This is a genomic window from Acidovorax sp. 99 (genome assembly GCF_003096455.1).
Taxonomy (GTDB): Bacteria; Pseudomonadota; Gammaproteobacteria; order Burkholderiales; family Burkholderiaceae_C; genus Acidovorax; species Acidovorax delafieldii.
In genome coordinates this window covers 3,460,685-3,475,211 of sequence record NZ_QEKU01000001.1, presented here as the reverse complement: position 1 = coordinate 3,475,211, position 14,527 = coordinate 3,460,685, and the positions used below count along the sequence as shown (strand labels likewise).

Here is a 14,527-nt window from a genome sequence, read left to right as displayed (position 1 = left end):
GCTATTCGACCACCGTCAGCTTGGCCACCGACAGCGCCAGCCACTTGGTGCCGTGGCGCGGAAAGTTGACCTGTGCACGTGCGTCGTCGCCGGTGCCTTCAATGGCCAGCACCTTGCCCTCGCCAAACTTGGTGTGGAACACGGCAATGCCCGCGCGCAGGCCGTGCGATGGCGCCGCCTTCTGCGCAGGCACTGGGGGGCTGGCAAACGTCTCGGATTTGAAGCCAAATTGGCCTCTAGCGCTAGATCCATATGCGCCACCAGCTCCTGAATTAGTAGCAAAACTGGGCGTATACGAGCCAAACCCTTGCTGCTTGGGCGTGATCCACTTGAGGGCCGCTTCGGGCAGCTCGTCAAAAAACCGGCTCTTGATGTTGTAGCGCGTCTGCCCGTGCAGCATGCGCGTTTGCGAGTGGCTCAGGTACAGGCGCTTGCGGGCGCGGGTGATGGCCACGTACATCAGGCGACGCTCTTCCTCTAGGCCGTCGCGGTCGCTGGCGGAGTTCTCGTGGGGGAACAGGCCCTCCTCCATGCCGCCGATGAACACGCAGTCAAACTCCAGCCCCTTGCTGGCGTGCACCGTCATGAGCTGCACAGCGTCCTGCCCAGCCTGGGCCTGGTTGTCACCGGCTTCGAGCGCGGCGTGGGTCAGGAAGGCGGCCAGGGGCGAGAGGGTTTCGCCGGTGTCGGCGTCCACGATGCCGGGCACGGCGGGTTTCAGAGGTTCGTCCAGCACCGGAGCGTTGGGGTCCAGCCCTTGGCTCACGGCGCTTTGGGTGAGCGGCGTGCCGTGCTCGTCCAGCGGCAGCGCCACCGCGTCACGGCCAAAGCCCTCTTGCGTGACAAAGCTCTCGGCGGCGTTGACCAGTTCCTCCAAGTTCTCGATGCGGTCGGCGCCTTCCTTCTCGGTGCGAAAGTGCTCCACCAGCCCCGTGGATTCGAGCATCTGCTCGATGATTCCGCGCAGGTTCAGGCCCTGGGTCTGCTCGCGCAGCACATCCACCATGGCCACAAACGCGCCCAGGTTGGCCCCCGCCTTGCCGGGCACAGCGCTCACCGCGTCGTGCAACGAGCAGCCTGCGGCGCGGGCCGCGTCCTGCAGCACCTCGATGCTGCGCGCGCCAATGCCGCGCGGAGGAAAGTTGACGACGCGCGTGAAGCTGGTGTCGTCGTGCGGGTTCTCCAACAGGCGCAGGTAGGCCAGCGCATGCTTGATTTCGGCACGCTCAAAAAACCGCAGGCCGCCGTACACACGGTAGGGGACGCTGGCATTGAACAATGCCGATTCGATCACCCGGCTTTGCGCATTGCTGCGGTAGAGCACGGCAATCTCCTTGCGCTCAAAGCCGTCGTTGCGCACCAACTGCTTGATCTCGTCCACCATCCACTGCGCCTCGGCCAGGTCAGAGCTGGCCTCGTACACGCGCACGGGCTCGCCAGCACCTTGGGTGGTGCGCAGGTTCTTGCCCAGGCGGCGGCTGTTGTGGCTGATGAGGTGGTTGGCCGAGTCGAGGATGTTGCTGTAGCTGCGGTAGTTCTGCTCCAGCTTGATCTGGCGCTGCACATCGAATTCGCGCACAAAGTCGGTCATGTTGCCCACGCGCGCGCCACGGAAGGCGTAGATGCTCTGGTCATCGTCACCCACAGCGATCACGCTGCCGCGCGCCTCGTAGCGCCCGCCCACCTCGTTGCCCGCCAGTTGCTTGAGCCAGGCGTACTGCAGCTTGTTGGTGTCCTGGAACTCATCGACCAGGATGTGCTGGAACCGGCGCTGGTAGTGCTCGCGGATCGGGTCGTTGTCGCGCAGCAGCTCGTAAGACCGCAGCATCAGCTCGCCGAAGTCCACCACGCCTTCGCGCTGGCATTGCTCTTCGTACAGCTGGTAGACCTCGACCTTCTTGCGGGCGTCGCTGTCGTGCGTGGGCACGTCGCCGGGACGCATGCCCTCTTCCTTGCAGCTGGCGATGAAGTACGACAGCTGCTTGGGAGGAAAGCGCTCCTCGTCCACGTTGTGCTGCTTGCACAGGCGCTTGATGGCCGAGAGCTGGTCTTGCGTATCCAGTATCTGGAACGACTGCGGCAGCCCCGCCGCCTTGTGGTGCGCGCGCAGCAGCCGGTTGCACAGGCCATGGAAGGTGCCAATCCACATGCCACGCACGTTGACCGGCAGCATGGCCGACAGGCGGGCCACCATCTCCTTGGCCGCCTTGTTGGTGAAGGTGACGGCCAGGATGCCGCCGGGCGTGGCGTAGCCGTTTTGCAGCAGCCAGGCAATGCGGGTGGTCAGCACCCGGGTCTTGCCCGACCCCGCCCCCGCCAGGATGAGCGCATGGCCTGCGGGCAAGGTCACGGCAGCCAGTTGTTCATCGTTCAGGTGGGCCAGAAGGGGGGATGCGGCCGAGGGCGCACCGGAGTGTGGGGGCACCAGGGCATCTGGCACACCCGAAAACGGGTCTTGTGGGAACATCCAGCCATTGTAGAAAGCACCCTGCCCCACGCCGCCTCGCACCATGAAAAACATTGCCCTCACCCTGGCCAGCCTGTGGCTGGCCCTGGCGCACGCCCCCCAGGCGATGGCCCAGGCCAGTTGCAGCAGCGACGGCACCCCCAGGCCTGTGGCCGTGTTCGAGCGCTTCATCAGCGCCGACTGCGATTCCTGCTGGGGCGATGCGGCCACCCCGGCACCGTCAGCCAAGGCAGGTGCCGTGGTGCTGGACTGGATCGTGCCGGGCAAGGCGGGCGACGATGCCCCCCTGTCGGCTGCGGCCTCGACCGACGCGCTGACCCGCCTGCAAGCCCTGGGGCGCAAGCCCCCCATCTCCACCGATGTGTACGTCACCCCGGTCGATTTAGCCGCGCGTGGCCGGTTGCGTGTGGCCCATGGGGTGGCGTTCAATGACTATGTGGGCACCGGCATCGCCTTCACCCCCTCCCCTGCGGCGCCACAGCGCACTGCGGCTGCCACGCCCCTCGCCTTTTACCTGTTGCTGGTAGAGGCCATACCCGCAGGTACTGACGGCACCGTTGTGCCCCGTTACATCGTACGCAATCAGTTCGAGGGCGCCTGGCCCCAGGCCCAGCGGCCCGCACGCAGCAAGGGCAAGCCGTGGGCATGGATGGAAACCCGCTCCATGCGCATCCCCGATGGCGCACAGGCCGACAGGCTGCATCTGATTGGCTGGGTGCAGGATGCCTCAGGCAGCATCGTGGCGGCTGCCCAATCCGTATGCAGGTAATTCCGGTGCCGTTATGACGGCCCTTTGGCAGGCGGGTAGAATCAATCACCGGGCCCAAGTTTCTTGACGCCCGGTTTTTTGTGCCTGCGCTCAGCAGGGTTCGGAGTGACTGTCACGTCCACTCCCGCAAAGCCGGTCTGACAGCCAAGCGCCCACCGCCGTCGAAATCGTTTGGCGGCGTCCCTTTATGGAGCTTGGAATCTCATGGAAATCTTCGACTACGACAACATCCTGCTGCTGCCCCGCAAGTGCCGCGTGGAAAGCCGCTCGGAATGCGACGCCAGTGTGGAGCTGGGCGGTCGCCGCTTTCGCCTGCCGGTGGTGCCCGCCAACATGAAGACCGTGGTGGACGAAACCATCTGCACCTGGATGGCGCAGAACGGTTACTTCTATGTCATGCACCGCTTTGACCTGGACAACATCCAGTTCGCCAAAGACATGCATGCCAAGGGCTGCTATGCATCGATCTCGCTGGGCGTGAAGCAACCCGACTACGCCACCGTGGACCAGCTGGTGGTACAGGGCATCACGCCCGAGTACATCACCATCGACATTGCCCATGGCCATGCCGACAGCGTGAAGAACATGATCGGCTACCTGAAAAAGCACCTGCCGCAGTCGTTTGTGATTGCTGGCAACGTGGCCACGCCCGAAGCCATCATCGACCTGGAAAACTGGGGCGCCGACGCCACCAAGGTGGGCGTGGGTCCGGGCAAGGTGTGCATCACCAAGCTCAAGACGGGGTTTGGCACGGGTGGCTGGCAGCTCAGCGCGCTCAAGTGGTGTGCCCGCGTGGCCACCAAGCCCATCATTGCCGACGGGGGCATCCGCAGCCACGGTGACATTGCCAAGAGCATCCGCTTTGGCGCCAGCATGGTGATGATCGGCTCGCTGTTTGCGGGCCACGAGGAATCCCCCGGCAAGACAGTGGAAGTGGACGGCGCGCTGTTCAAGGAGTACTACGGCTCGGCCAGCGACTTCAACAAGGGCGAATACAAGCATGTCGAAGGCAAGCGCATCCTGGAGCCCATCAAAGGCAAACTGGCCGAAACGCTCATCGAGATGGAGCAGGACGTGCAAAGCTCCATCAGCTACGCGGGCGGCACCAAGCTGATGGACGTGCGCAAGGTGAACTATGTGATCCTGGGCGGCGACAACGCAGGCGAGCACCTGCTGATGTAACCCCCCGGGCGCGAGCCGCCGCCCGGTTAGGAGAACCTGTTCTCAGGCCCGCAGCAGGTTCTGCGCCATGTGGTGCAGGTCATGCCCGGGCTTGGCCAGGGCATCGACGATGCTGAAGTGGTTCAACCCCGGCAAGGCCACGCTGCGGGGTACAAAATGGCTGCCCCAGGCATCCTGCATGAGCTGGTTCTGGCGCAGGAACTCGGGACTTTCATCCGCCCCGACAGCGCAATACAGCGTGCCAGTGGGCGGCTCCAGCAAACGCGCCGGGCTGCATTGCAGCACCTGCTGCTCGGTCAGGTGCAACACCGACTGGTACATGGGTGTGTGCATGACGGGTTCCAGATCGTGCACCCCGGATATCGACAGCGCATTGCGCACCAGGCCATCTGGCAAACCCTTTCCGATGAGCGGCCACACGCTGGTCAGCAGCAGCGCCGCCAGTTGCCCACCGGCAGAATGCCCTGCTACCGTGATCCGCCGGGGGTCGCCACCATGGGCGGCGATCTGGTGCCACACCCAGCCCAGCGCCTTTTCCATCTGCCGCGCGATGTGGGGAATGGTCACCGGCGCATCGGGGGTGCCCGGGCACAGCGCGTAGTTCACCACCACCACACAAAACCCGGCCTGGGTGAAAGGCGGCGCGATGAACGAGTGATCCGATTTGTCGAGTGACCGCCAGTAACCGCCGTGGATGAACACCAGCACCGGCACCGGCCCACCCCCGGCACGGGCGGACGGAAACACGTCCAGGGTTTCCCCGGCACCTGTGCCATAGGCCACATCCAGCGCACAGGGGGCAGTGGCTCGCACCTGGGCAGAGTCTTGAGCCCAACGCTGGAAGTAGTCCATGTGGTCAGGGACCAGGGCACGATTGTTGTACATGCGCTCCAGCCAGGCAGGGTCGTACAGGGGCAAGGTCATGGGCAAGGGTCTCCGAGTTATGTGGGCTGCCTTCGGTGCCATACCGCAGCCCGGCCAACAGGCTCGGCAGACGCTGGAACGGCGCTGGCGCTGCAGAATCATCTGGCCAATCGCTATACGCTGCAAGCTCCGTGACAGACTGGAGCGCCAAAAAGGCACATGATGACAACAGAGACACCATTGCATCCCTCTTTGCAGCAGAACAACGCCATGACCACCACACCGCTTCGCATCGCCGTTCTTGGCATTGGCATGATGGGGTTGCCCATGGCCAGGCGGCTCAGCGAAGCAGGCCACAGGGTGCACGCATGGAACCGCACCCGCGCCAAAGCAGAACCGCTGGCGCAGTGGGGTGTCACCGTGCACGGCAGCCCTGCCGATGCCGCCAAGGACGCGGACATTGTCATCAGCCTGCTCGAAAACGGTCCTGTCGTGGGCCAGGTTCTCTTTGAACAGGGCGCCGCGCGGGCAATGCGCCCGGGCGCTCTTTTCATTGACATGGCCTCCATTCAGCCCAGCGAGGCCCGCGACCACGCAGCCCGCCTGGGCGAGCTGGGCCTGACCCACCTGGATGCACCGGTATCTGGGGGCACCGTTGGCGCCGAAGCCGGCACTCTGGCCATCATGGCCGGAGGAAGGCCCGAGGACTATGTCCGCGCCCAGCCCGTGTTTGCTTGCCTGGGGCACGCCACGCATGTGGGGCCACACGGTGCCGGGCAGCTGGCCAAACTGGCCAACCAGATGATCGTGGGCATTACGATTGGCGCCGTGGCCGAAGCGCTGCTGTTTGCCGCCAAGGGTGGTGCCGACATGGCCAAGGTCCGCGAGGCCATTAGCGGCGGTTTTGCCGACAGCCGCATCCTGCAGCTGCATGGCCAGCGGATGGTGGAACGTGACTTCGCCCCCAGGGGCCGCATGGCGGTCCAACTGAAGGACATGCGCAATGCGTTGGCCACCGCCCGGGAAACAGGTTTTGACGCCCCCATCACAGCCCTGTTTGAGGCCTTGTATGCCGAGGGTGTGGACCACGGCCTGGGCGAGCTGGACCACAGCGGCCTCTTCGTCGAGCTGGCCAGCCGCAACGCAATGCAATAATTTTTGAGCACGACTTGCAGAGTGTCCAAAAACTAGTGCATAATTCGAGGCTCTGCAGCGATGCAGACAAATTTTAAAGATTTGGGTTCTTAGCTCAGTTGGTAGAGCAGCGGACTCTTAATCCGTAGGTCGAGTGTTCGAGTCACTCAGGACCCACCAAATCAAGCCGCAAGGCACAAAAAGCCTGCTACCCATAAGTAGCAGGCTTTTTTGTTTCCAGACCGATTGTTTCTCCGCTCGCGGCAACCCGGCCCCCCTGGCCCGGAGTCGTCCGCCGGCAGCACCATCGTCTGGCCGCCTGGGGCCCACGGCCCCGGTGTCCACCCTCCACGGGTGGCAACGGATGTGTCTTTGCAAGAACCACCGCGTGTTCTGTCCGCCGTCGGCCCGCCATGGAACATGCCATCCGCCATGCCATGGTGACCAGACAGTGCTACAGACGCGCACCGTTTTTTCGAACCATGAATCCAGGCACTTACCCTTCACGTACCTGCTGCAGTCGGGCAACAACACTGCTGGCAAAGCAATTGCAAACAAATGTCCTGCGGAACGTCATGCCCCGGTCCCATCGATACACTTTGTCATACAAGTGACACCACCCAGGCATGGGTCCGATGCGCCCATCCTTCAGGTACGAGCCAGCAAAAAAGAACACTGTGAAATCCACATCTGCAACCCGCGCGCTCCCTCTTTTTGTCGCGCTGATCACTGCCGGGCTGATCTCAGCCCCAGCCCCGCAAGCCAATGCCCAGACCAGCAAGGCCCGTAGCGCTGTGGCCAAAGAGAAGGCTCTGACCCGCCAGGAGCGCGAGTCAGCCCGGGCAGTGCAGGCCAGCGACAGCGCGATCGGAGCCAGCCCGTCGGACACTCCTACGCTGCCCGCACGGCAATGGAAAGTCAGCCTCAAAGAACTGGGCGTGGGGCGCCCTGTTTCTTTGCGAGGCGTGGAGAGTGAGGCCAGTGTGGGTGTGGGGGTGCGGCGCGACGAGATCGTCGAAGCCGCCAAGCTGCGCCTGACCTTCACACTGTCACCTGCGCTGATCCCGTCACTGTCGCATCTCAAGCTGATGCTCAATGACGAAACCCTGCAGACCGTGGTGCTGGACAAGGAGCGCCTGGGCACCCCGCAGACGGTCGAGCTCAATATCGACCCACGCTACTTCACGGATTACAACCGGTTCCGCTTCCAGTTCATCGGCCACTACACGATGGAATGTGAGACGCCAACCCATTCCAGCCTGTGGGCCACCATCAGCAACGACAGCCAGCTGGAGCTTTCGTTGCGGCAGATCCCTCTGCGCAATGACCTCGCGCTGCTGCCTGCGCCGTTTTTCGACCCCCGGGACAACCGCCCCGTCAAGCTGCCGTTTGTGTTCGGCAATCAACCCAGCACCGGTACGCTCAAGGCGTCAGGCTCCATCGCCAGCTGGATTGGCATGCTGGCAGGCTACCGAGGCAACCAGTTCCCGGTGCTGGAAAACCGGCTGCCCCGCTCGCACGCCGTGGTGCTGGCCACCAACAGCCACCGTCCCGCGTTCCTGCAGGACATGGCACCTGTGACCGAGCCCACGATCTCGATGCTCAACCACCCCGAAGTGCCAGGCGCCAAACTGCTGCTGGTGCTGGGCAAAGACGATGCTCAGCTGCAGATGGCGGCAGATGCCCTGGCCCTGGGGAAAGCGGTTTTGTCCGGGCAAACCATTGCTGTCAAATCGCTGGACTATCCCGCGCTGACCAAGCCCTATGACGCGCCTCGCTGGATCACCACCCAGAGGCCCGTGAAACTGGCCGAGCTGGTGGGCAGTCCGTCGGACCTGCAACTGCGTGGTACGGTGCTCAACGACACGGTGAACATCTACACCCGCATGGCCCCGGACCTGTTCACCTGGAACGCCAAAGGCGTGCCGCTGGACCTGGCCTATCGCTACACCCCCAGCAGCGTTTCGGACCATGGCAGTCTGAACATCTCCATCAACAACCAGTTCATCCAGTCCTATCCACTGCAGTCGCGAGACGACCGCACCAGCGGCAAGAACACGGTGATGTTGCCCCTGTTCGATGACGGGAACGCCCAGAACCGTTCGGACCTGAAGATTCCTGCCTTCATGATTGGCGGCGACAACCAGCTGCAGTTCGCATTCCAGATCCCGCCCAACGACCTGGGCCGTTGCAAGTCCGCGCCGCCCACCGAACTGTTTGCGGCCATTGATCCGCAGTCCACCATCGACCTCACGGGTTTTCGCCACTACCTGGCCATGCCCAATCTGGCGGCCTATGCCAACAGCGGCTTTCCGTTCACCCGGGTGCCCGACCTGGCCCAGACCTCCATCATCTTGCCCAACCAGCCCAGCACCGCAGACATCGAGGTCTTCCTGACCTCCGTAGGCCGCATGAGCGCTTCCACCGGCTATCCGGGCACCCGCTTTCAGCTGCTGCGTGCTGCGGACGCCAACAAGGCGGGTGACACGGACATCCTGATCGTGTCGCAGGCCGACGCCGATGGTTTGCTGGAGCAGTGGAAGAACCACCTGCCAGCCCTGCTGGCCGCTGGCGCCCGGTCGGTGCAGCCCCTGGAACGCGCACTGGGATCGTTCATTGAACTGTTCAACCTGGAATCCGAACACCGCCTGTCCGCCTCTGGCGGGCAAGCTGTGCTGCAAGGCACAGGGCCGCTGGCAGCAGTCACCGGCTTTGAATCGCCCTTGCACAGTGGTCGCAGCGTGGTGGCGCTCACCGCCACTGACAAGGAAGCCATGGGGCTGCTGAGCCAGAGCCTGAACGATGCAGGCAAGATCAAGAGCCTGCGCGGAGATCTGGGCCTGATGCGCGGCGACGCCATCGAAAGCTTCCGCATCAAGCCTGTGTACTACGTGGGCGACCTGCCGTGGTGGCAACGCCTGTGGTTCCACCTGCACAGCCACCCCTTGCTGCTGGCCTTGGCGGGCATCGCCACCGGCCTTCTGCTGACCTTTATCGTCTATGGCGCCTTGCGCACCATGGCGCGCCGCCGACTGGCATCCCAGCATGACTGAGTCCCTTCGTCGGCGCACGGCCCTGCAGGCTGGCGGCGGTGCTGCACTGCTGTCCTGGCTGCCAGGCCTTCGCGCGCAACCCCAATCCACGGCAGAACGCCCCGGGTGGCCGGCCTGGGAAGCGTTCAAGGCGCAGTTCACCAACGAAGGCGGCCGCGTCATCTCGGATGATGCGGGAGGAGGACAGACCTACTCCGAAGGCCAGGCATACGCCTTGTTCTTTGCCTTGGTGGCCAATGACCGAACCACCTTCGACAAGTTGTTGCGCTGGACCGAAAACAACCTCTGTGATGGGGACATGACCGCCCGTCTCCCCGCGTGGCTATGGGGTAAACGCCCCGATGGCACTTGGGGTGTCATCGACAGCAACGCCGCCTCGGACGCCGACCTCTGGATGGCCTACGCGCTGGGCGAGGCAGGCCGTCTGTGGAACGTGCGCAGCTACCGCGCACTCTCTGCCTTGCTGGCGGCCCGCATCCTGCGCGAAGAAACCGCGCAACTGCCCGGCCTGGGACTGACCCTTCTGCCAGCGCCCCAGGGCTTTGCACAGAAGGACGGACGCTGGCGCCTGAACCCCAGCTACATGCCCATGCACCTCATGCACTGGCTGGCAGCAGTGGACCCACAGCCCGAATGGAAGCAACTGGTGGACAGCTCGCTCAAGGTCATCCAGGGCGCCTCACCCAAGGGCTTCACGCCCGACTGGACCGTGTACGACCCTAAGCAGGGCTTTCTGGTGGATGACAAGGGCAAGGAAAAAGGCCAGGGCAGCTACAACGCCATCCGCGTCTATCTGTGGGCGGGCACGTTGCACGCCAACGCTCCCGGTCGCAAGGCCTTGCTGGATACCCTGCAGCCTATGGCACGCTTCGTGCGCGAACAGGGATACCCGCCTGAGTCCATCGACATCCTGACAGCCCAAGCCTCGGGCCCCGCCCCCTCCGGGTTCTCGGCTGCAGTCCTGCCATTTTTGCGGGCAGTGGGCGACGACCGCACCCTGCAATCGCAGCGCATGCGCCTGGAGGCCCGCCCCTTGCGTCCCACGGCCTACTACGAGCAGATGCTCGGCTTGTTTGGGCTGGGCGCCATGGAGGGGCAATATCGCTTCACTGCAAACGGCCAACTCACTGTGCGATGGAAACCGTGAAACGCCGCACACACCGCTGGCTCCCTTCCCTGACCTTGCTCGCCGCCGCCTGCCTGCCCGGACAGCACGGCGTGCACGCCAGCACCCCACCCGCCATCGAAGCTGAGCTGCTCAGCGGCGCCCGCCTGTGGGCCAGCAAAAACCGGCTGGATATGGCCCGCCAGCTGGTGGACAAGCTGCTGGCCATGGACCCGAACTCTCCCGAAGGGCTGGCAACGCTGGGCGACTTGGCGCTGCGCGAAAAGAAAAGCGACGAGGCCCAGCGCGTGCTGGCCACCTTGCGTGCACGCCACCCCGGCTATGTGCTGACCCAGGAACTGGAAACCCTGGTGCGCGTGTATGGCCCCGACCGCGAAAAACTGGCCCAGATGCGCTTGATGGCGCGCGCAGGCCGCAAGGCCGAGGCCGCCGATCTGGCACGCGAGCTGTTTCCGCAAGGCCCGCCCACGCTCGGCGGACTGGCGCTGGAATACCACCAGATCATGGGCTCCACCGCCAAGCAGAGCACCGAATCCCAGCGCCAGCTGGCCAAGCTGTACCAGCAGACCGGGGAGTCCCGTTACCGGCTGGCACAACTGGAGCTGCGCATGTACCAGGGGGGCAACCCGACGGCTGTGGTGCAGGAGATCGAGGCCCTGGCAAAGCAGCCCGATACCAATGCCCAGCAGCTGCAAGACCTCTGGCGCCGCGCCCTGGACCGGCTGGCCAACACCCCAGCCAACCTGCCCCGCGTGCGCGCATTTCTGCAGCGCTACCCGGCTGACAGCGCCATGGTGGAACGATTGGCCGCCATGCAACAGGCGGTCGAGCGCGCAGAGCGCGCGGCCCGCGACCCCGCCAACATCGCCCGCCAGGCAGCGCGCACTGCCCTTGACCAAGGCGATATGGAGTTGGCGGAAGAGCAGGTCCAGGCGACGCTGGCTTTGCGCCCCCAGGACGGAGAAAGCCTGGGAAACCTGGGATTGATCCGCCTGCGCCAAGGCCAGCATGCACAGGCACAGGACCTCTTCAGCCAGGCCTATGCGCTCACACGCCAGAGCCGCTGGAAGGACCTGCAGGTCACCGCCAGATTCTGGGGACTGCTGCGACAGGCCGACAGAGCCGTCGAACAGAACGAACTGGTCACGGCGGCCAGCCTGGCCGAACGCGCGCTGCAGATGCAGCCTCAAAGTGCTGATGCATTGACCACCCTGGCGAGCATTCGCGACCTGCAAGGGGACCATGCGCTGGCAGAGAATTTCTACCAACAAGCCCTCCAACAGGAGCCCAACAGCACCTCCGCCATCAAAGGCCTGGCAAGTCTTTATGCCCGCACCGGGCGGGTGACCAAAGCGCTGTCCCTGCTGGCCGAGGCTGCCGCACGTGACACCACACTCGCAGAAAAACTCGCCAGTGCCCAGGCCGACGTGCTGGTGACCCAGGCGGAGGACGACCTGCAGGCCCAGCGCCTGGGCCCCGCACTGCGTGCCTTGGAGTCGGCAGTGGTACTGACCCCCGACGCTGCCTGGATAAGACACCGCCTCGCACGTGTTTACATGCGCCTGGGCCGCCCCCAAGAAGCACTGCACGCCATGGATGAGGGTGTGGCGCGCATTCCGTCCGGCACCGTCGGCGCAGAGATGTTGTATGCCCGCGCCCTGATACGTTCGGCCTTGGACGAAGACAGCGCTGCCCTCGCAGACATGCAGCGGATCCCCACCGCTGATCAGACAGACGCCATGCGCGCGCTGGTGCGGCGCTCTCAGGTCAAGTCGCTCGTCGCCCAAACTCTGAAGCCCCTGCCTGCCGCAGAGGTCGATGCGCTGCTACAGCAAGCGGAACAAGAAGCGGGCAATGAAGCAGACCTGCTCTACAGCGTTGCCAATGCCTGGTTTCGCCGTGCACAGCCCGCACGGGGCGTGGCAGTCTTCCATCGCCTGGCAGCGCGCGTTCCCACACTGGCGCCAGACACGCAACTGGACTACGCACAGCTGCTCAACCGGGCGGAGGATGAGGCCGGCCTCGCCGAGCAATTGCCTCGCCTGCTGCAAACCAAGGGCTGGAGCGCCGAGCAAGAAAACCGGCTGGTAGCGCTGTATACCGCGCACCAGGAGCGGCTCATCGAGAAGCAGCGGCAGGCTGGACGCCCCAACGAAGCCTCGCGGCTGGCACGCCAGGCGGCACCTCTGCCAGACACACTCTCCACACCGCGCCAACGCAGCCTGGCTCAGGCCCGCTTGCTCATGGCTGCGGCCGAATATGCCGATGCCGCCCAATTGCTCAAGCCCCTGGCATTCGCACAACCTGACGATCTGTCCGTTCGCATGGCGCTGGCTGACACGTTGTCACGACTGCAGGACACTGGAGACAGGCGGGCCGCAGCCGATGAGGCCCACTGGCTGAGAGACCATGTCCCTGCGAGCGACGTGGGGCAGCAGCTGGCACTGCTGCGCATCTGGCAACGCATTGGTCGCATGGACGAAGCAAGGACATTGGCGACCCGGTTGCTGGACAGTTTTCCGCAAGACAGTGATGTGCTGCTGCATGCTGCGCGCCTGGAGCGGGCCAACCGCAACTATACGCAGGCCATGGTGTTCTTCCGCAGCGCCCTCCTGCTGGAGACGCGCGGAAAGGAAGCCCCTCCCGCAACGGAACCCAACAGACAAACCCGGTCGTCGAGTGATTCAGACAGCCCGCTGGTTCTCCAGCAGAGCTACACGCTGTCCCTGCCGGCAGACCCTGCAGTCGTCGCCAAGATTCAGGGCGAGATCGACGCTATCGAGGCACGGCACCAGCCGCGAATCGAAGCGGGACACCAGGCGCTGAGCAAACGCTCCACGGACGGAATCTCCAGCCTGCGTGGCTGGGAACGTCCTGTGGTGGCGTGGATGCCGCGTGGCTACGACGGGCACTATTTCTTGCACGTGGATCGGGTGCAGCTGGATGCGGGCGATCTCCCCGCCGATGGTCCAGACCTGCTCACTTACGGGCAGGTGGCGGCACGACCACCCGGGTCCTCCTTTGCCACCGAGCGACGCCAACGGGGCCAGGGCACCAACCTGGGTTTCGGCTATGTGGGAGACGATGTCCAGTGGGACATCGGAACCACTGGGGTTGGATTTCCGGTGAGCAATGTCGTAGGGGGCCTGTCCAAAACCGGCGATCTGGGCCGCTACAGCTACAAACTCGAAGCGTATCGGCGCCCCATCACTGGCAGCCTGCTGTCGTACGCAGGGGCACGCGATCCCATCACAGGCCAGGTATGGGGCGGCGTGGTGGCAACAGGCGCTGCAGGCCGTCTTTCTACCGACATTGGGCCCTACAGCACCTCGCTGAGCCTGAGCCTGGCCGCCCTCACCGGCAAAAATGTGGCAACCAACACCCGCGCCCAGCTGCGGTGGGCACTGGACCGCGATGTATGGCGCCACAGCGATGGCGTCGTCAACCTGGGTGTTGCCGTCTCAGCTTGGCACTATGGCAAAGACCTGTCCGAATTCAGCTTCGGCCACGGCGGCTACTACAGCCCACGCAACTACGTATCCGTCGCCCTGCCACTGGAATGGAGTGGACGCCGCGGCGCACTGACCTGGCTGGCACGCGGGTCCGTCTCTGTATCGCGCAGTAGCAGTGGCGACAGCGACTATTTTCCGCAGAGCGCACTCCTGCAGGCCCTGGCGCGTGCCCGGCTGGCGGCCGACGGTGGCGTTCCGGTGTACGCGGGCAGTTCGGGCTCGGGTTTCGGGCGTTCGTTCCGGGGGGCACTGGAATACCAGGTCACGCCGCATCTCGCACTGGGTGCACAGCTGGAGCTGGATCGCTCGGCCTACTACGCGCCCACCAATTTCATGGTGTATGGCCGCTACCGCTTTGAGCCCGGGAACGCTCCACTGGACAACCGCCCACGGCCGGTGCAAACCTATTCCAGCTTCTGA

The 14,527-nt window shown here is 64.3% G+C and carries 8 protein-coding genes and 1 tRNA gene; 7 read left to right on the top strand and 2 right to left on the bottom strand.

The features are described 5' to 3' along the window. Nucleotide 1: 1 nt before the first annotated feature. Nucleotides 2-2,467 (bottom strand): UvrD-helicase domain-containing protein, encoded by a 2,466-nt coding sequence (locus C8C95_RS16155; RefSeq protein WP_116750319.1) that lies wholly within the window; start codon nt 2,465-2,467, stop codon nt 2-4. A 43-nt stretch (nt 2,468-2,510) separates the two neighbouring features. Here C8C95_RS16155 and C8C95_RS16150 point away from each other — a divergent pair, with 43 nt between their 5' ends. Beyond that, entirely contained in the window at nt 2,511-3,236 is a 726-nt protein-coding gene (locus C8C95_RS16150; RefSeq protein ID WP_116749231.1) for a hypothetical protein, read from the top strand. A 204-nt stretch (nt 3,237-3,440) separates the two neighbouring features. Then, nucleotides 3,441-4,418: a GMP reductase gene (locus C8C95_RS16145; RefSeq protein ID WP_116749230.1), complete on the top strand. Its 978-nt coding sequence runs from the start codon at nt 3,441-3,443 to the stop codon at nt 4,416-4,418. A gap of 42 nt (nt 4,419-4,460) precedes the next feature. On the opposite strand, the gene C8C95_RS16140 is transcribed toward C8C95_RS16145, so the two are convergent. Next, nucleotides 4,461-5,342: an alpha/beta hydrolase gene (locus C8C95_RS16140; RefSeq protein WP_116749229.1), complete on the bottom strand. Its 882-nt coding sequence runs from the start codon at nt 5,340-5,342 to the stop codon at nt 4,461-4,463. Between the two features lie 210 nt (nt 5,343-5,552). On the opposite strand from C8C95_RS16140, the gene C8C95_RS16135 reads away from it, so the two are divergent. The 5 genes from C8C95_RS16135 to C8C95_RS16115 all read left to right on the top strand — a co-directional run bounded on the left by C8C95_RS16135 (nt 5,553) and on the right by C8C95_RS16115 (nt 14,527). Further along, nucleotides 5,553-6,437 carry an NAD(P)-dependent oxidoreductase gene (locus C8C95_RS16135; RefSeq protein ID WP_116750318.1) on the top strand — a complete coding sequence of 295 codons (885 nt, stop codon included), beginning with the start codon at nt 5,553-5,555 and terminating at the stop codon, nt 6,435-6,437. A gap of 83 nt (nt 6,438-6,520) precedes the next feature. Beyond that, nucleotides 6,521-6,596, top strand: a tRNA-Lys gene (locus C8C95_RS16130). A gap of 497 nt (nt 6,597-7,093) precedes the next feature. Beyond that, entirely contained in the window at nt 7,094-9,469 is a 2,376-nt protein-coding gene (bcsB, locus tag C8C95_RS16125) for a cellulose biosynthesis cyclic di-GMP-binding regulatory protein BcsB (protein ID WP_243415706.1), read from the top strand. Then, nucleotides 9,462-10,616 carry a cellulose synthase complex periplasmic endoglucanase BcsZ gene (gene bcsZ / locus C8C95_RS16120; RefSeq protein WP_116749228.1) on the top strand — a complete coding sequence of 385 codons (1,155 nt, stop codon included), beginning with the start codon at nt 9,462-9,464 and terminating at the stop codon, nt 10,614-10,616. Before bcsB ends, bcsZ begins: the two co-directional genes overlap by 8 nt. Then, the gene (locus tag C8C95_RS16115; protein WP_116749227.1) at nt 10,604-14,527 is read left to right on the top strand and encodes a cellulose synthase subunit BcsC-related outer membrane protein; all 3,924 of its coding nucleotides are present in this window, start codon (nt 10,604-10,606) and stop codon (nt 14,525-14,527) included. The genes bcsZ and C8C95_RS16115 overlap by 13 nt, the downstream gene beginning before the upstream one ends.

Coding starts and splice junctions, on each gene's coding strand:
- C8C95_RS16155 (WP_116750319.1), bottom strand. CDS start 2,467: ATGTTCCCACAAGACCCGTTTTCGGGTGTGCCAGATGCCCTGGTGCCC.
- C8C95_RS16150 (WP_116749231.1), top strand. CDS start 2,511: ATGAAAAACATTGCCCTCACCCTGGCCAGCCTGTGGCTGGCCCTGGCG.
- C8C95_RS16145 (WP_116749230.1), top strand. CDS start 3,441: ATGGAAATCTTCGACTACGACAACATCCTGCTGCTGCCCCGCAAGTGC.
- C8C95_RS16140 (WP_116749229.1), bottom strand. CDS start 5,342: ATGACCTTGCCCCTGTACGACCCTGCCTGGCTGGAGCGCATGTACAAC.
- C8C95_RS16135 (WP_116750318.1), top strand. CDS start 5,553: ATGACCACCACACCGCTTCGCATCGCCGTTCTTGGCATTGGCATGATG.
- bcsZ (WP_116749228.1), top strand. CDS start 9,462: ATGACTGAGTCCCTTCGTCGGCGCACGGCCCTGCAGGCTGGCGGCGGT.
- C8C95_RS16115 (WP_116749227.1), top strand. CDS start 10,604: ATGGAAACCGTGAAACGCCGCACACACCGCTGGCTCCCTTCCCTGACC.